The sequence below is a fragment of the Barnesiella sp. WM24 genome (assembly GCF_004570975.1).
GTDB lineage: Bacteria > Bacteroidota > Bacteroidia > Bacteroidales > Muribaculaceae > Muribaculum.
In genome coordinates this window covers 38,210-56,244 of the sequence record NZ_SPPC01000005.1, presented here as the reverse complement: position 1 = coordinate 56,244, position 18,035 = coordinate 38,210, and the positions used below count along the sequence as shown (strand labels likewise).

Genomic DNA, 18,035 nt, shown 5'->3' with positions numbered 1-18,035 from the left:
CAGTTGCTGCAAAAATAAGTCATCGTTTAAATTATGCCAAAATAAGTTGTAACATAAGCCTCTGTCTATGTAACATGTTATGGCGTCAAGACGTAAAGTATTTGTACATAGTACAATAAGCGGGATGGCTTTCCTGCTAAAAATAAAAGTGAGGTGTCTCGCGACGCCTCACTTTATAATCTACAATCTATAAAAACATATATATTTTGAAAAAACGGTCAAAGAAGAATGATTTCCAAATGTAGGTATTCTATTCTTAATCGACAAGCGTTTATGTTGCAAAACATGTTATTTTACCGGCAAACTTGACGGTTGCAGTATCCATGGGAATGGTGACTTTAATACAATTGATTTGTCTTTTTGGATTTTTATGTAGGATTGCCGGGCTTCTTCTCCGTTGTCGGTTGTGGTCGCCACTACATAATAAAGAGGTTCTGCCGTCTCCAGGACAAACGCATCGGGATATCCGTTTTCGCGAAGGCGCGTCATCTGAGACTTTGCGTTGAATATCTGTTTGAACTGGTTTATCACGACTGAATACTTTTTTACTTGTTCGGAAGTGGCTGTTTCTGCCGCGATTTTGACATTTACTGTCATCATCGGTATCGAGTCGCCGTCGACTATAAGCCGCGAGTCGATAGCCTCGTTTCTTATTTTCTCGTAGATGGTGCCTTCAATGCCGCGACTGTCTTCATTTTTTTGTTTTGCCGCTTCGTAGGCGGCACGGTAGTTTGCTTCGTTTGTCTTGCATGAAGTCGCGGTTATGGTAAACGCCGTGAGCGCGACCAATGCTATTTTGCTTGTAAGTCTCATTTCTGTCGTATTTTTTTATTTTATCGGTTTATGCAGTTCGATTACTTCAAGGTCTTTGATTGTCCCGTTGTCAATGGAGAGGCGAATCAGGGTGCGCTGTTGTTGCCACCCCTGTACACCTGCCGCCCCGGGGTTGACATGCAGCAGTTTCAGATCCGGGTCATAGATCACTTTCAGGATGTGGCTGTGACCGGTGACCATAAGCTGAATGTCATTGTCGCGCAATATCTGCTTCACTCCTCGCGCATATTTTCCGGGATATCCGCCAATGTGGGTCATCCACACTTTCACGCCTTCTGCCATAAACATCTCCACTTCCTGACATTCGCGTCTCACATAGCCGTGGTCGATGTTGCCTGCTACAGCGCGCACAATAGGGCAGATGTCGCGCAGCCGCTGTAGGATGGATATGTCGCCGATGTCTCCTGCATGCCATATCTCATCGCAACAGGAGAAATATTTTTCGTAACGTTCATCCCAGTAGGAATGGGTGTCGGACAATATGCCTATTCGTCTCATGTCTGCGTCAGGCTATTATTCAAGTATATATAGCGCTCTCGGCGGGAAGGTCATTTCTTCAGTTATGGTTATCTCTTTGCCGGAGAGCATGTCACGGCGTGTGGTCCCGTAAGGAAGAATCTCCAGGGTGCGCTCCATTGTGGTTGTGACCGGAGTGTCATTTCCGTTCATCATTACGATGATGTCATTGTCACCGAGTTTACGCTGATATACATAAATGCCATTCTCAGGCATGAAGTGTTTCAGGCTGCCTTCCGAAATTACTTTATTGCCTTTACGCCAGTTCAGAAGCTTTGCCATGAAGTCATGGGCTTCGTTTTCTTTCGGTGAGCGACCCTGCGGGGTGAATTTGTCGTTTTTGTCACCGGGAAATCCGCCGGGGAAATCGCGGCGCACATATCCGTCGCTTTTCTCTTTGCTGCCGTTCATCAGAATTTCTGTACCGTAGTAAATCTGAGGTATGCCTCGCGATGTAAGCAGAAATGCTACCGCTTGTTTCCACCATCCGAGCGAGTCGGGCTCTTCAAGCAGGAAGCGGTCGGTATCGTGGTTGTCAAGAAATGTAAGTATTTTCTGAGGTTCGGGGAAGAGGAAGTCAAGTGAAAGGTGGTCGTAGATGTCATTTAGTCCGGTAAGGCGGTCGGTCTGTCCTGAAAAGGCGTCTCTGGCTTTGATTGACAGCACGAAGTCCATCACTGTCGGCAACTCCGGATTGCGCTGACGGTTTACGTAAGAGTTGCGTTGCCAGAAAGCTTCGCTGCCCTCGTTGTTGTACCAGCACTCGCCGACGATGTTGAAATCAGGATATTCCAGCTCTACCGCTTTAATCCATTCTGCCATCGCGTCCATGTCGGCATAGGGGTATGTGTCCATTCTTATGCCGTTTATCTTGGAGTCTTCAATCCACCATATTGAATTTTGTACAAGATACTTCATCAGGTGAGTGTTGCGCTGGTTGAGGTCGGGCATGCTTTCTACAAACCATCCGTCGACAGTGCGTTTCTTGTCATAGTCGCTTGCGTAGGGGTCATGGATTGTGGATAGACGGTAGTTGGTCTGTACAAATTTGTCAGGGAAGTTAAACCAGTCTTTTGACGGTCGGTTGGTAAACCATGGGTGGTTGCTTCCGGAATGGTTGAAAATCATGTCCATGACTACCTTGATGCCTCGTTTATGAGCCTCCGCGACAAATTCGCGCCACTCTTTGTTGCTGCCGAATCGCGGGTCGATGTTATAGTAATCGGTAGTCGCGTAGCCGTGGTAGGCACCTCCGGGCATGTCGTTGGTGAGTACGGGGTTAACCCACACGGCTGTGACACCGAGGGAGTCAAGATAACCGAGATGTTGCCTCATGCCGTCGATGTCGCCGCCATGTCGGGCATTTGGATTATCACGGTCATCGACGGTGGGGTATTGGAGTGCATTGCATTTTGTAGCGTCATCGGTTGTGGCACCTTTGGCAAAGCGGTCGGGCATTATCAGATAAAGCACGTCGGAGGCGTCAAAACCTGTATATGCCTCCGGCTCACGGTCGCGTTGTTTAAGCTGATAACTGACGGTTGTCTTTTTACCTTTTTTCCCGGTAAATGTAAGTTTCATGTCACCGGGCTTTGCCGCGTCGGAGATGTTTAGATACAATATAAGGTAGTCGGGATTGTCAAGGCGCACGGTCTCGGCGATGTTGACTCCGGGATATTTCAATGTAACTTCGCTCTCAGCGATATGTGGACCATAGACCATCAGTTGCAAGGTGTCCTGCTTCATGCCCGTCCACCAATAGGGCGGTTCTATACGGTCGATTTTGGGCTGTGCTGAAGATGTCATTGCTGCAATCATGACAGTAAGAAATAGAATGATTTTTTTCATGAGGCATTATTGTTTTATGATTCTGACATGTCTTATCAGTGCGGTGTTGACTTCGCCGTTCATGTTGTCGATGTCAAGACGTAGTGAAAGGTGGTTGACTCCCGGGTTGAGCTTCACCGGAAGCATGTTGCTGTAGCCGGTCGACAGCCATTCGTCTGTTCCGCGTTGTGGCATTACAATGGCTCCCGCTTCAGCACCGTTGATATAGAGCATGCGTATCGCACACTTGTTTTCGGTATTTATCGGTCCGCTGCCGTTGGCATAACGCAGGTCAATGAAGTAGTCGCCGCCATCCTTTACCGTGACATCGAAGTCGATTTCCCGGTTTTTGTTCTTGCCTGTTTCGATAAATTGTGATGCAAGGTCTTTGTTTTTTATAAATGCGGTGCCGGTTTTACCCATTGCTGCCGCGTCTATGGTAGTGAGTGCGTCGGCGGGGATGTATTCGTAGGGGCGGTTGGTAAATCCGCTATAGGTCTCTTTAAGCACCGGCACTATATCCATCAGGGAGTAGACTCCTTGGGGCACAAAGTTGACTGAAGGCGTTGTGGTCTGGTCAAGGAAGTTGGAATTAACAGTTATATTATAGGATATTCCTTCTTTGAAATTCTCGATTGTGCCTTTCCCGTCGCTGTTCCATGTTATAATCGGTGTCGACGGCATCCACGCCTGTGGCTGGTTGTTGATTTCTGACTTTGGCGCAGGCTTGTTGTCCATCGTCACGACAACTTCCACGTCGCCCTTTATGTCGGCAGGGATGGAGCATGTGCTTTCTTCTTTTCCGTTGACAGTGAATGACTTTACATTCACTCCGGTGCCTATCACCTTGACTGTCAGGTTGGCATCGCGGTAATGGATGTTGCTCAGGGTCTTTTCTCCCGATAGGGCAGGGGGCACGACAGGGGCAAAACTTATGCCGTCGGGCTTGAAATCAATGCCCATTATCACACGGAACACCATTGCCGCCATGCCCGTGCAGCTCCATAGCTGGCTGTCGGAATTGACGGCTGTGCCACGGAAGTCACCGTTATGGGCTACAAACAGCTCCTTGTTTGTGCCAAATAGCGCTGCTGCCCTGAACATCGCGGCAAGCCCCTTTTCCACAGCTGGGATGTTGCGCGCTTTAGCCGCGGCAAGGTTCCAGTAAGCCTGTACAAATGGCCACACAGCGTCATTGTGGTAGGGTTTCGTGTCGGGCTGCTGAGGATATACCGACGATATTCCATAGGGCGTGTAAGGTGTCTTGCTTATGATTGACCGCGCCATCTCGGGATTGGCGACGTTGAATATTATTGCAAGTGCCTGTCCGAGATTGTCGACCGCCTGTGATTGTATGGGATAGACACCGCCGTAAAGGTATTCGCTGTAATATCCCATGTTGGGAATCCACAGGTTGTTGTTGATTGAATTGGCAATTTCCTTATCTATGCCGAGCCACATCGGTATCGTGTTGTTGTCGGGCGACTCGGCTATCATGGCGTCACGAACCTTGAACGCTTCGGCAAACATTACGTTGGTGCCGAGACACATCGACTCATAGATGTCCTTCGGCTGCATCCACTTGGGATAAGTCTGCTCGCGCCAGTCGAGGTAGCTTTGTTCGCCCTGCATGAGCTTGTAGGAGTCATTCCACACGACACGCATGTCATCGTTAAGCGTATTTTCGATTGCGTGGATGGCTTCGTCAAGCATCGACTTGTCACCGGTCACTTTATATATCTCCCACGCCGCCATCGCCCATACAATGCGGTCGCTCGAAACGGGCCATGAGCCTCCGGTGCCGGTGTCCTGGATTATTATCGTGCCGTTTTTGCCCTCTTTCAGCTTGGCGCGCAGACTCCGTAATGAGTTTTCCGGGTCGAGCATTGCCAATGAGAGATATATCGAGTAGCTGACATCGCGTGTCCACACTCCGTCCCATTCTTTTCCTGCGCGATAGGTTGAATCGGGTCGAAGATTGCTCTTTATTTCCGCTATTGCCATGTTGTAGAGCGCGTCGACAAGCGGCTGGTCTGATTTGTAACGCGGCATGTCAGCGGCAATGGAGTCGATTTTCCATCCATCCTTATTGGGCTGCAACTCCTTGTCGGGATTAAGATTGAGCGTTACCTCGTAGACGCCGTCGCCACGGTCATTGAGTTTTTGGTCATGCTTGCCGTAGAGGTTTTCAAAGTCCCATGTCAGCGGCTCGACGCTGCCTGCCACCCACACTCCTTTGAAATCATCCTTGAAAATGGTGTCGTTGGTCGGCGTGACATAATAGCCTCTCTTTTTAAACGAATCAAGCACCGGATTCATGTTTACCTTCAGTGTCCACCGGGTGTTCTTGTCCAGTTTCGCGGGGATGTCGGCTTTTATGGAGTCGGCTATGGAGAGAGCTTCCCCGAATGTAAACACAGTGTCGGCACCGATGATGACATCGTGGGTCTTGCCTTGAGGCAGCTCGTTGTCGCGGCTGTTGAGCGATAGCTTGAAGTGGAGAAGTTGAGATATGCCGCTCTCTTCAGGGCTTTCATAGCTGCTTGTTATCTCCGTCGGACTGACTGCCCTGGCTGTGAATCCGCCTTGTACGACTCGGTCAGTATAGACTGAGAACTCTTCCGACGAGTAAAGTACGTCAGTGGGCTGTGATGTGTTGTCGCAACCGGTTGCCGCAATTGAAATCAAGGCAACTCCCGACATGGCGCTAATAAGTTTCATTAATATATATACTATTGTTTATCCGTTCTTTATTTCTGAAACACAGAATATCCGCTAAGATACTAAAAATCGGACAAACAACGCTCTTTTTCTTGTGAAAACATAGTTTATGTCATGGATTGGATTGAAAGACAGTACATTTTTCAATGATTCTCAATTTTGTAGGGTGGATTCAGAAAAATTATTGCAGTTGCCAAATGCAAAAGCTGTGATTGACACACGCAACCGCATTATACATGGCTACGATTCTGTGAAACCCGAATTTCTGTGGAGTTTGGTTGTACGCCATATTCCCGAACTCAAAAAAGATGTGGAGAAAATCATTGCCGAATATGGAATATCACCTGAAACGATAGTAGAGTAAATACTTGAAAAAGACATGTCTATCCTCGCTGCTTCGGGGTTGTATTGTCAGCTCTTCGGGCATGGATTGACAGTTTTTTAAGAAAAAAGTGTTAACTTTGTGAGAGTAAAAGGACTTTGCGCCGCTGAACCCCTCACGGCGCAAAGTGTTTTTCTAATAAATAAGACAAAACAATATGGCAGAATCCAACTTTATTGACTACGTTAAGATTATGTGTCGCTCAGGAAAGGGCGGTGCCGGCTCGCGTCATTTCTATCGTGCAAAATATGTGCCTAAGGGAGGTCCCGACGGTGGTGACGGCGGTCGCGGCGGTCATGTGATATTGCGCGGCAATAAAAATATGTGGACACTTCTTCCTCTTAAATACCAGCGCCATGTCTTTGCCGGTAACGGTCAGTCGGGATCCGGCGGCAGGAGCTTTGGAAAAGATGGTGAAGACAAGGTGATCGAAGTGCCGTGTGGAACGGTTGTGTTTGACGCGGAGACGGGCGACTTCCTTTGTGAAGTGACTGACCACGGAGAGGAGATAAAGCTGTTGAAAGGCGGAAAAGGCGGTCTTGGCAACTGGCATTTCAAAAGCGCTACCAACCGTACGCCGCGTTATGCCCAGCCCGGAGAGCCGGCTATCGAGAAGACTGTAATCCTTGAGCTGAAGCTGCTTGGCGATGTGGGTCTTGTCGGATTTCCTAATGCCGGAAAGTCAACTCTGCTATCTTCGATATCGGCGGCGCGCCCAAAGATTGCCGACTATCCGTTTACTACGATGGAGCCGCAGCTCGGCATTGTGAGCTATCGTGACAACCGTTCATTTGTAATGGCTGACATACCGGGTATTATCGAAGGTGCAAGCGAGGGTAAGGGTCTCGGATTGCGTTTCCTGCGACATATTGAGCGAAATGCCGTATTGTTGTTCATGGTGCCGGCTGATGCCGATGATATAAGCAAGGAATATCAGATATTGCTTAACGAGCTTGAGCGCTTCAATCCCGAGCTTATGAGCAAGCAGAAGGTTTTGGCGATAAGCAAGAGCGACATGCTTGACGAGGAGCTTATGGCGGAGATAGAGAAGGAGCTTCCCGACGATGTGCCCCATGTGTTTATATCTTCTGTGTCAGGATTTGGCATACAGACTCTTAAAGATCTGCTCTGGACTGCGATTACCGATGAGTCAAACCGCATAGAGCCTGTCAAGATAACTCACCGTCGTCTTGACGGACACCACAGGGTAAGGGAGGAAGATGAATTTATCTTTGAGAATCCCGAGGCTCCGGAACCTGATGAAGAACTCTATGAGGATGATGAGTTTGATGGAGACTGGGACGACAGTTGGGAGGATTATGACGGGAGCGGCGATTACGAATGACGGCTGTATCGCGACCGTCAATATCGCCGGTGGAATAAATGCTTACTTCACGTCGCGTGGCGAAGTGACTGCTTCGCCATATTCAGGGTTTAACGTTTGTCATTACACCGGCGACGACCCTGCGAAGGTGGAGCGTTGCCGCGTCTATATTGCCGGTAAAGCAGGTATAGACCCCTGTAAGCTTATCATGCCGCGGCAGACTCATTCAATCAATTGCCGCGTCATTGATTCGCTTCCTGTCGTAGCAGAAGACCTTGAAAGTGTCGATGCGCTTGTCACTTCGTTACCAGGGGTGGCAATCGGGGTGTCGACGGCTGATTGTGTGCCGGTGCTTCTTGCCGACCCGGTAAACGGGGTTGTCGGAGCGGCTCATGCCGGATGGCGCGGAGCGGTAGGCGGAATCGTCGGTGTTACGCTCGACCGGATGATTGCTCTTGGCGCTGACCCGCACTATATAAAAGCGGTGATGGGCCCATGTATATGCAAGGATTGTTTTGAAGTGGGCGAGGAGGTAGCTCGACAATTTCCCCACGATTGTGTCATAGACGAGGAAGGTCGAAAACCTCATGTCGACTTGCCTGCCTATGTAGCGTCAATATTGATTGCCGGTGGTGTCGCGCCGGAGGCGGTCGCGATGCCCTTTGCCTGCACCAAGTGTGACAGCGACCGTTATTTCTCGGCACGTGCGCTGGGCATCAATTCCGGTCGTAATTTCTCAATGATAGTCAAGACCTGACGTGAAGAATTCAATTGAAGAGTGTGGTTAATATATGTTAATGGGGGGGGGTAGAAGTGAGATTTCGTATCTTTGTACGGAAATTTTTATTAATTAAAAACACAGAGCAAATGATGAAATTTAAATTTTTAAGAAAGCTGTTGTTGATTAGTCTTGTTGCGATGACATTTGGCATTGGATTTTCAGCATGCGGAGATGATGATGACAATGACAAGGAAGAGGCTGTTAATTCTAACTTGATTGTGGGTTCTTGGAAGCTTACCGGATATGAAGGTTGGAGCAAGACTAATGGCGAATTGGACTGGGAAAGCAATTCTGTCTCCGATTCAGAAATATTTAGTATGAAATTTAATTCCGACAAATCCGGAGAGATGGAGTTATATCAAGGTCTGATTAAAGATTATGAATATGTATTGAATGGCAGTGAACTGGTGATATATGACAGTTATGATGGACATGATTCATATGACACATATAAGGTGGGTTTATTAACCGAAACTACCTTAGTGCTTGAATATTATTCTGCACCGACAGAGCACAATCCATATGAGGTTTATGAAAAAATGACTTTTACTCGCAACTAATATCCTGAAAGTTATAAATTCAGAGTCAATTATAAAGCAATCGGGGGATGCCAAAAAAGGCATCCCCCGATTGTTTTTGCTGATTCCCGATGGTTGGGTCAGTTGGCGGGCTCCTGCCAGTCGCCTGATGATTTTATAAGGGCGATAAGGCGAGGTATGGCTTCACTTTGTGGAATGTTTTTTTCGACACACTCCTTGTTTTTGTAGAGGCTTACGTGCCCTGAGGCTGCGCCTACATAACCATAGTCGGCATCCGCCATTTCGCCCGGTCCGTTTACGATACACCCCATAACTCCGATTTTCAGTCCTTTAAGATGGGATGTGGCTTCTTTTACCGCTTTCAGAGTCGATTGCAGGTCAAAGAGGGTTCGTCCACATCCGGGGCAGGCGATATACTCGGTCTTGCTTATGCGAAGACGTGTCGCCTGAAGTATGCCGAGGGCTATGCGCACAGTCGTGGCATTGTCAAGACGGTCACCTTTTATCCATATTCCGTCACGTATGCCGTTGAGGAGCATCGCTCCGAAATCGGCTGCCGCCATCAGTGTTACGTCCTCCACCGGGGCATCGCCGTAATCAATCATCGGGATTACAGGATTGTCGATGCCTGCTGTGGTGAGGCTGTGGGCAAGAGCCTGTATCGAGCCGGAGCGGTTTATGTGGGAAGTGGTGACGACAAGTATTTTGTCGGGATTAGCCTTTGCCAGGGCTATGTTGCTTTCAGCCGTGTCGGCAGCGTCGAGTGTCACGTAGCAGTCGAGCGTTGTTTCTCCATCGGCAATGACGGCAGGGATATTGTCACCTCCGATTCCTGCGATTGCTGTTGACTTGCGGCGCTGCGGCATAACAGGATTATAGCCCGGTGCATATTCCCCTCCGACGGATGGCGAGCCGCCGCGGGCGCATATATAATCCACGAGGGCTTTCGCCACAGGGATTTCGGCTTCAGGGTCCTCGCTAAGTGACACACGGATCGTATCGCCTATGCCTTCCGCGAGCAGAGTGCCTATGCCTACAGCGCTCTTGACTCTTCCGTCTTCTCCGTCACCGGCTTCTGTTACGCCGAGATGAAGCGGAAATGACATGCCTTCGGCTTCCATAGCTTTGACAAGACGGCGCACAGTCTCGACCATCACCACCACATTGCTCGCTTTTATCGAGATTACGATGTCAAAAAACTCACGCTTTACCGCAACGCGCAAAAACTCCATCGCACTCTCTACCATGCCGGCGGGGGTGTCGCCGTAGCGACTCATTATGCGGTCGCTGAGCGAACCGTGGTTCACCCCGATGCGTATTGCCGTGGAATGTTGGCGACACACTTCAATGAACGGGCTAAACGCTTTGTCAATGCGGTCAAGCTCGGCTGAATACTCTGCGTCAGTGTACTCCAGTTTCTTGAACGTGCGTCCCGGGTCAACGAAGTTTCCCGGATTGATGCGCACTTTGTCAGTGACTTCAGCGGCTGCAAAGGCGGCGCGCGGGTTGAAATGGATGTCGGCTACGAGCGGCACGGTATAGCCTTCTTCGCGGAGCCGGTTACGGATGATGCCGATGTTTTCAGCCTCCCTCACTCCCTGTGCGGTAAGTCTTACATAATGGGCTCCTGCATCGGCTATGCGCTTGCATTGTGCCACAGAGCCGTCGGTGTCCATCGTCGAGGTATTGGTCATCGATTGTACGCGCACGGGATTGCTGCCTCCGAGCGGCACACCGCCTATGTTTACCTCGCGCGACAGTCTGCGTTGGTAATCAAATACACTCATCGGTCGCTGCGTGATGTCAATTGGTCTTGAACTTGTATTTTACTTCGGCAAGTTCGGCATTGGCTTTTACGATTTTGCCGGCAAGCGATTTTTTAAAGTCGGCAAAGCGGGCTGCAATCTTCTCGTCGCTAATGGCAAGCATCTCTACTGCAAGAAGAGCGGCATTGTAGCCTCCGTTTATGCCTACAGTTGCGACAGGAATGCCCGGAGGCATCTGGACGATGGAGAGCAGGGCGTCTATGCCGTCAAGTGTCGACGCGATAGGCACTCCGATTACCGGAAGCGTGGTGTTTGCGGCTATTACGCCGGGTAGCGCCGCTGCCATTCCTGCTGCGGCGATGATTACCTTCAGTCCACGGTCGGCTGCGCCTGAGGCAAACTCTTCCACCTGTGCAGGAGTGCGGTGGGCCGACAGGGCGTTTATTTCAAACGGGATTTCAAAGTCATCAAGTAGCTGTGCTGCCTTTCCCATTATGGGCAGGTCAGACGTGCTGCCCATGATAATGCTGACGATCGGTTTCATAATATAAGTTTAGTTTTGTTGAAAATTCAAGTTCATGCCCCGCGGGTCATGTAAGCAGATATACCCACAGGAAGCCGTTGGCGGCTCCGGCGATTACCTGCCAGAATGTGTGGCAGTGGAGCTGTATGCGTGCGCTTCCAAGCATTCCGGTAAGCAATACCGCCACAGAAATCGGTATCCATATGTCATATATACAGATGCCGTCGGATAATATTCTGAATAACAGAGCGACAAAGCCACCCATCGCTGCAAGGTGAGCGCTGATTTTCCACCATATGTTGACGATACAAGACACGACTGCCGCTATCGCTCCGGCAATAAGGAACATGTATAGCCACGAGGGGGCGTGTATGCGTAACATGTACCATGCCGCGCCGAGATAGCATATGGCTGTGATTACATACGGGATGTATCGCTCTTTTCTGTTGTTAAGTCCGGGGTGGGAAATGAGTTTCATCTTGTAGAGTAGTATTATTGCAAGCATCGGGACTATGCTTGTCAATAAGAATGTCATGAGCACGACATTAATCCGCAAGCCGGCGGGAAGCACGGCGAGCGTAGTTATCCATAATGACGTGAATACGGCGTAGGTAGGTATAAGTACCGGACTAAGCACCCAGGAAATAATATGTGATATCTTGTTCATCTATGTCAGTTTCTATTATTAACGGAATGTTAAAACAATTGTTTATAGCTCCTTTCTAAGCCGTGCTACCGGTATCCCGAGTTTCTCACGGTATTTGGCGACTGTTCGGCGGGCTATGTCATAGCCTTTTGCCGCTATGGCTGAAGTTATTGCCTCATCACTCATCGGCTTATGCTTGTTTTCATTTGCGATTATCTCTTTTATCGCCGACAGTATCTCATGAGACGATGTGTCATCATTGTCTTTGGGGCGCTCGTTGAAAAACATTTTCAGGGGGTGGACTCCATAAGACGTGGCGACATATTTACCCGATGTGGCGCGAGATATCACCGACAGGTCATAGCCTGTAAGGGAAGAGATGTCTTTGAGTATCATTGGCTTCAGGCGGCTTTCATCATCCCCGCTAAGGAAAAAGTCACGCTGGATTTTTACAATCGCGCGCATTACGTTGAAGAGTGTTTCCTGGCGCATGCGCAGAAGTTTGATAAACTCTGTGGCTTCATCGCGTTTCTGCCTGACGAATAGTGATGCCTCACGGTTCCGGCGCGTGTCCTGCTGCAGCCGGTCGGTGTCGTTTTCCCTGAATGTCTCTTCGATGCGCAGCTCCGGGATATTGTTCAGCAGTGCAAGATGGATTTCACCGTCATCAATCTCGACTGAAAAGTCGGGGATGATGTGGCGCGTGCGCTCTTCTGCCGGGTCATCGCCAAGGATTCCGGCAGGCTTGGGGTTGAGGGTGCGGATGAGCGCTATCGCGTCTTTAAGCTCTTCGGGCGTACACCCGGTGGATGACGCCAGTTTGTCGTAGTGCTTGCGCGAAAAAAGGTCAAAATTGTGAGATACAATCTCAATGGCTGTTTTTACCGCCGGTGATGATTTGCGGCGTCGGAGCTGAAGCAGGAGGCAGTCACGGAGATCGACAGCGCCTACTCCTGCCGGTTCAAGTTTCCTTACAAGCTCAAGCATGCGCTTGACGTCGGCAGTGGTGGTCGGGGTGCCTGTCTGTTCCTCGATGTCATAGGCTATTGATGCCGAATCGCGGGTTATGTAACCGTTGTCGTCAAGATTCCCGATTACATATATGGCAATCCTGTGTTCGCGTTCCGACAGGCTGTGTTCTGCAAGTTGGGCGGAGAGGGTGTCAATAAGCGTAGATGAGGAGTCGACCGCCACAGGCTCGTAATAGGGGTCGGAATAACTGTGATTGCGCGCTTCAAGCCTATAGGACGGGATTTCATCGTCGTTGGCGTAGTCAGCCATGCGCAATTCCTCGGCGCTCTCATTGAATGATTCTTCCGAAGGGGCTGCGTCAGTGAGGTCGGCTGCCTCCAGGGCGGGGTTGTCGTCCAGCGCACGTTGCACCTCATCCTCCACTTCAGGACCGCTCATTTCAAGCATTCTTACAAACTTGACCTGAAGGGGAGAAAGTTTTTGTTGCAGCCGTTGCTGTTGTGACAAACTCAGTGATTCTTCCATACAACTTACCTTTCAATTACAAAAATAACAAATAATCGGCAGATATTGCAGAAAGGAACGGAGGATTTTATTTTAATCCCATTTTTTAAGATAATAGCTGTAGGTTATGCCATCGTCGGCAGTGTGCTGCAGATGTAATTTTGACCGGCTCATTTCCACGATTTTGAGTCGGGTCACGCCGTCGGCTTTTATGTGGGTTTCAGGAAACGGGGTGTAGATTGTGCTGCCTTCGGGGTGGGTATTGTCATGGTGGGTGAAGTCAAGTTGTAATGTCGTGTTGTCGTCAGTCTCCCGCCATGTCCCCCATCGTGGATAGGCGTCATGCATTTCAGTGACCTTGCGCATGCAGAACACAGTGTTCTGGAACTGCCAGAATATGTCGTGATGATAGTCCTCTTCGGGCTTGTCGTCAATCATGACATTTTCAAGCTGCCAGGTGCCAAACCACGGGCCGATGTCCCCGTCATTATGGGTGCATCCGGTCATCAGGATGAATACCGACGCCAATAGCAGGGTGTATATACTTTTCATCGTCATTTGAATTTAAATATGCCACGATAGGAGAGCGATAACAATGCTCCGAAATTATCGCCATACATGTTGCCGCGGTCCATGGCTACCTGTCCTTTCAGCGTCATTCCGGGAATGGATGACGGGTGCCATTGAGCCTCGATCATCCATGACATGTCGCGGGCTTTTTTAAGGCGTGGCACATAGCTGTCTCCGTAAGATATGCGGTAAGATGCCATTACCCTGTATTCAAGGCAATCCGTGAGTCGACCTTCGGCGGCTGCGTGAAATCCGCGCACACGCGTGTCGATATAACGCATGTAACCGTCAAGATTGTAAAGCGGCGACATGAGAAACGGTGTGCCCTGCGACATCCCGTAGTAGGCATAGCCGTTATAGAAGTAGTTGTTGTAATAGGAGTCGGCTCCTGTTGCCTGGTTGGCTATGGTTGAGCCGGAATTGTCTACCGGGTCCCAGTGAAGCGGTCCTGACTGATTGGTGAAATCAAGATATTCGATTACCGCGCCGCTTATCAAGCCGTTGCCCGCTTTCCTGTATTCTATGCCCCACAACCCGTCAAATCCGTTCAGCTTGCCTATGCCGGATCCGTCTTCCCAGGGCGATTGCATATATAGCTTGACCTCATCGTCGTTTTTGAACCGGTAACGAAACACTACGTCCCAGCTGCCGAGATGATTGCCTGACCAGTAGTCGTCATCTTTTCCGGGGATAATCATTTGGAAAAAGTCTTTAATTGACGCCGACGCTTTTTCTGTCTTGTTACATACACCGTCGGAATAGGTCGCCTGCGTGCCGCCAAACTGTGCCGCCGCCTGCATGCCTATGGTGAGTGACAGCGGTTTTGACGGTTTTGTGCGGAAATACACGCGCTTATAGTTAATCCATCGCCCCGTGGTTATAAATGAATTGTAGTAGTTATAGCGCTCTTCAAGCCAGTCGTTGTCAGTGGGCTTTCCGAAGAAAAATTCACCGTTGATCTGCACCCATCCGTTGGTGAACGGGATATTTTCAAAACCGTGGAATCCGGCTCTTAACCCGGGCATGGGACGCGCATTTGCGCTCCATGTGATGTCGCCGCTTGAGAGGCGGTTGTCAAGCAGTGCCGATCCGGTCTCTTTCAGTCCTGCCGATATGAAGAGACACCTGTATTTGACTTCGCCATACAGCTGTTGCAGCCACAGGTAAGCGGGGTGTCGCTTTACGGGGTAAAAAGACAGGGTGGACTCTGAATATCTAAGGTAGGGAGTGGATGAGGCATATCCGCCAATGATGTCGATTCCGAATCCGTAGCTGAAACGCTCGCCTGTCTCCATCTCTTTCCATGCCGCGCCACGCGCCAGGGTTGACTTGGGCTGGGTGAGTATTCCGTAGTTATTTGATGCAATGTAGTAGGGCGCGAAGTTGCCGCTGCCCGCGTTGGCTATTATCTCGCCTTTATAATTGACGGGACAGGTCGCGACAGCCGGGACGGCAGCCACCAATAAAAGGCAAAAGGAGAGCAGTAGACGGATTATCATGACTCCGCAGGATTGTAAGTGCCTATATGCCTGTCTTTTTTCTCTTCAAATATGTCGGATATGGCAAAAAATATACCGGTCTCCTCTACATCGCCGAATTCATCGTTGATTGCGGTGCCAAACATCTTCATCGACGGCGACAGGCTCATGTAGGCGTTTACAAGCGGCGGTATATTGTAGCCGTGGTCGCGTATAGCCTTGTTGAGTATCTTATAGTCATCCTTGAAGCATGTGCCTGTGAAGAGCTTGTCCATGTCATCGCGATTCATGTTGGTCTCAAGCTGCCGGAACGGCTTGACCAGACCTTCCGTGTCGGGAAAATGCTTGTTAAGGAAATAAAGTATCATGTTGCGGCACTCCGGGTTGTAGCTCGGATACATGGTCACTTTTCCGAACAGATACTTTATCGAGGGATATATGACCGTCAAGGCTCCGAGACCGTCCCAAAGATTGTCAAGGGCGTAGAGGGCTTTTGAGCCGGCGCGTGTCGACTGATAGTCGAGCGACACAAATGAACGTCCGAGCTCAAGTGTATAGGGTAGGTAATCTTTGATAAACTTTTGAGAGAAGCTAAACATGTGGCCTGTCGCTATGCGCGGGCGTCCCTGCTCGTCGATGTGGATGTCCTCTCCGGTGATAAACCGGTAGCCGCCTATGATTTCGCGTGCTTCGGGATTCCAGACGATTAGTTGGCGGCAGGGGGGCTGCATGGTGTCAAACTCGTCAATGTCACACTCCTTTCCTGTGCCGCCTCCGGCGGTGCGGAACGCGATTTCACGCAGTCGCCCGATCTCTCTCATTACATTAGGAGAGTCGAAGGCGTCTACTATATATATATGGTTGCCGCCTTTGTTGGTGTGACGCAGAAACTTGTCGGCAGTAAGTTCGCTTTCCAGTGTCTCGACAGGTATAGGGTCGATTATTTTCATGTCCATTGTCGCAGTAATATGCTAAAATGCTTATCGTGTTTTTAATCTATATACAATTTCTTTTATGCGGCTTGCCTCGTCGGCAGCGTTTATGCCGCCTTTCAAGGAATGGAAGGAAACGGGTTTCCCGACATTTATTTCAAACCGTGCGCCACGGTTCCGGAATATCTCTCGTGGCAGATAAATCATCTCGATATTGAATTTTATTCCGAGGCGTAAGCGCAGTTTTGCAAAATTATAAAAAAACGATGAATTTTCGCCACCAAAATGTAGGGGAATTATGTCGCGTTTTGATTGAATGGCTTTGTTTATAAACATTTTCTGCCATTTTAGATCTTTTATGCCCCCGTTTTGCTTGCGCGACACGAGACCGGCGGGAAAAATTATGACAGGCATGTCGCCTGAAAGACAGGCGTCTATGTAGCTTGACGACCGGCGGCTCTGTTTGCCGTGCTTGTTTACGGGCAGAAACACGTTGTCAAGCGGTTTTACTGCCATAAGTATGTCGTTGACAATGAATTTTACATCACAGTCGTAGTGCTTTGCGATAAAGTCTATCATCACAATCCCGTCAAGGGCGCCAAGCGGATGATTGGATACAAAAATCGCTCTTCCGTCGGCGGGAAGGTTTTCTGTGCCGTTGACAGTGTACGTTATGCCAAGGTCATTGAGCATCGCGCTGCAAAACTCTTTCCCTTTCTTTCCGCGTGTGCGGTCAAGGATGCCGTTGAGGTCATCCTGACATATTGTGCGCTCAAGCCATCTTACCGCAAAGTCCGGTATGAATCTAAGGTATTTTTTCGGAAGCCTGCTGCGCAATGTGGCAGCCACGTCGACATGCAAGCGACTGTCGGCGGGTTCTTTCTGATTGGTATTCATGTCGCAAAATTACGAAATTCCATTGAAATAACTATCGTTTTGCAGCATGGATGCATATACCTAAAATCTGCTATGGCAGCCTGACTCACCGGTTGCCTCACTCTGGCTTCATTGTCGCTCTCCGATTAATCATGCATGTGCCTTTCTTTGTGTCATTCGGTAAGCGCAAGATAGGACCATGGTCCTATATAACATATCATTGTAATGGTGACAATGGATATTGTCCAGATTATATATTTAGGTCTGCGAAATTTATCGTGTTGTGACAAAATTACCTTGTATCTCTTTCCCCATAATAAATATATGGCGAGACATGTAGTTAAACAAAGAGAAATAATCGGTATCATTTTAAGTGGCGCAGTAGACAAGGCATGGAGAATTATGTTATAGCGTACGAACATAACGCCAAAAGCCAGCATACAAAACATCAGAAACATTATACATAAATGTTCAAATATACTCCAGCTTCCGCCCCATATTTTGTATTCATACCAATAAATCCAGTAATTGATTCCGTCTATAATATCCTTCATAATTAATAATATATTCATGATGTAAATTATTTCCTTCATCAGACATTAGTCTCAATTGCCACAATGCGTCATAGATCTATTCTTTCAATGCTTGTATTTTCTCATCAGAGGTTTTTACCCTCTGAGGCTTTAACCGCTTCTTGCAATAAGTCTGAATTGAAAATAATTATCTGATATTGGTTAAGATATTCATAGTCTCTTTGGGCTTTTGTGTGATATAAACCCTCTGAGCAAATAGTATCTGATTTAGAAAACTATGGGGCTTGCCCCCGAACTTGCAGGGCTGCACC

16 protein-coding genes are annotated in these 18,035 nt (G+C 48.9%); 4 read left to right on the top strand and 12 right to left on the bottom strand.

Features of this window, described 5'->3' with window-relative positions; all coding sequences use genetic code 11:
- Positions 1-288: 288 nt before the first annotated feature.
- From E4T81_RS06480 to E4T81_RS06465, 4 genes are read right to left on the bottom strand one after another with little or no spacing between them, the layout of a single operon-like run.
- Positions 289-813, bottom strand: a complete 525-nt coding sequence (locus tag E4T81_RS06480) for a hypothetical protein (RefSeq protein WP_135042582.1) — start codon at positions 811-813, stop codon at positions 289-291.
- A gap of 15 nt (positions 814-828) precedes the next feature.
- A complete protein-coding gene (locus E4T81_RS06475; protein WP_135042580.1) occupies positions 829-1,332 on the bottom strand; it encodes a metallophosphoesterase in 504 nt (167 codons plus the stop codon).
- A 15-nt stretch (positions 1,333-1,347) separates the two neighbouring features.
- Complete coding sequence (locus E4T81_RS06470) at positions 1,348-3,198, bottom strand: glycoside hydrolase family 13 protein (RefSeq protein ID WP_135042578.1); 1,851 nt, start codon at positions 3,196-3,198, stop codon at positions 1,348-1,350.
- 6 nt (positions 3,199-3,204) lie between these two features.
- Positions 3,205-5,898 (bottom strand): glycogen debranching protein, encoded by a 2,694-nt coding sequence (locus tag E4T81_RS06465; RefSeq protein ID WP_135042576.1) that lies wholly within the window; start codon positions 5,896-5,898, stop codon positions 3,205-3,207.
- 109 nt (positions 5,899-6,007) lie between these two features.
- Here E4T81_RS06465 and E4T81_RS06460 point away from each other — a divergent pair, with 109 nt between their 5' ends.
- The 4 genes from E4T81_RS06460 (at position 6,008) to E4T81_RS06445 (ending at position 8,945) form a co-directional block, all read left to right on the top strand.
- The gene (locus E4T81_RS06460; RefSeq protein ID WP_135042574.1) at positions 6,008-6,262 is read left to right on the top strand and encodes a DUF86 domain-containing protein; all 255 of its coding nucleotides are present in this window, start codon (positions 6,008-6,010) and stop codon (positions 6,260-6,262) included.
- A 175-nt stretch (positions 6,263-6,437) separates the two neighbouring features.
- On the top strand, positions 6,438-7,625 hold the full coding sequence (gene obgE, locus E4T81_RS06455; protein WP_135042573.1) for a GTPase ObgE: 1,188 nt from the start codon (positions 6,438-6,440) through the stop codon (positions 7,623-7,625).
- Positions 7,600-8,361, top strand: a complete 762-nt coding sequence (locus tag E4T81_RS06450) for a polyphenol oxidase family protein (RefSeq protein ID WP_167761751.1) — start codon at positions 7,600-7,602, stop codon at positions 8,359-8,361. The genes obgE and E4T81_RS06450 overlap by 26 nt, the downstream gene beginning before the upstream one ends.
- 110 nt (positions 8,362-8,471) lie before the next feature.
- Positions 8,472-8,945: a hypothetical protein gene (locus E4T81_RS06445; RefSeq protein WP_135042567.1), complete on the top strand. Its 474-nt coding sequence runs from the start codon at positions 8,472-8,474 to the stop codon at positions 8,943-8,945.
- Between the two features lie 98 nt (positions 8,946-9,043).
- On the opposite strand, the gene ispG is transcribed toward E4T81_RS06445, so the two are convergent.
- The 8 genes from ispG to E4T81_RS06405 all read right to left on the bottom strand — a co-directional run bounded on the left by ispG (position 9,044) and on the right by E4T81_RS06405 (position 17,212).
- Complete coding sequence (gene ispG, locus E4T81_RS06440; protein WP_135042565.1) at positions 9,044-10,711, bottom strand: (E)-4-hydroxy-3-methylbut-2-enyl-diphosphate synthase; 1,668 nt, start codon at positions 10,709-10,711, stop codon at positions 9,044-9,046.
- A gap of 16 nt (positions 10,712-10,727) precedes the next feature.
- Complete coding sequence (gene purE, locus E4T81_RS06435) at positions 10,728-11,234, bottom strand: 5-(carboxyamino)imidazole ribonucleotide mutase (RefSeq protein ID WP_135042563.1); 507 nt, start codon at positions 11,232-11,234, stop codon at positions 10,728-10,730.
- Positions 11,235-11,280: 46 nt separating this feature from the next.
- Complete coding sequence (locus tag E4T81_RS06430; protein ID WP_135042561.1) at positions 11,281-11,880, bottom strand: hypothetical protein; 600 nt, start codon at positions 11,878-11,880, stop codon at positions 11,281-11,283.
- Between the two features lie 42 nt (positions 11,881-11,922).
- Positions 11,923-13,356, bottom strand: a complete 1,434-nt coding sequence (gene rpoN / locus E4T81_RS06425) for an RNA polymerase factor sigma-54 (RefSeq protein WP_135042559.1) — start codon at positions 13,354-13,356, stop codon at positions 11,923-11,925.
- 72 nt (positions 13,357-13,428) lie between these two features.
- Entirely contained in the window at positions 13,429-13,887 is a 459-nt protein-coding gene (locus E4T81_RS06420) for a lipocalin-like domain-containing protein (protein ID WP_167761749.1), read from the bottom strand.
- A 2-nt stretch (positions 13,888-13,889) separates the two neighbouring features.
- Positions 13,890-15,404, bottom strand: coding sequence for a capsule assembly Wzi family protein (locus tag E4T81_RS06415; protein ID WP_135042555.1), 1,515 nt, complete (start codon positions 15,402-15,404; stop codon positions 13,890-13,892).
- On the bottom strand, positions 15,401-16,339 hold the full coding sequence (locus E4T81_RS06410) for a GNAT family N-acetyltransferase (protein WP_135042553.1): 939 nt from the start codon (positions 16,337-16,339) through the stop codon (positions 15,401-15,403). The genes E4T81_RS06415 and E4T81_RS06410 overlap by 4 nt, the downstream gene beginning before the upstream one ends.
- Positions 16,340-16,363: 24 nt before the next feature.
- A complete protein-coding gene (locus E4T81_RS06405) occupies positions 16,364-17,212 on the bottom strand; it encodes a 1-acyl-sn-glycerol-3-phosphate acyltransferase (RefSeq protein ID WP_135042551.1) in 849 nt (282 codons plus the stop codon).
- Positions 17,213-18,035 lie beyond the last annotated feature (823 nt).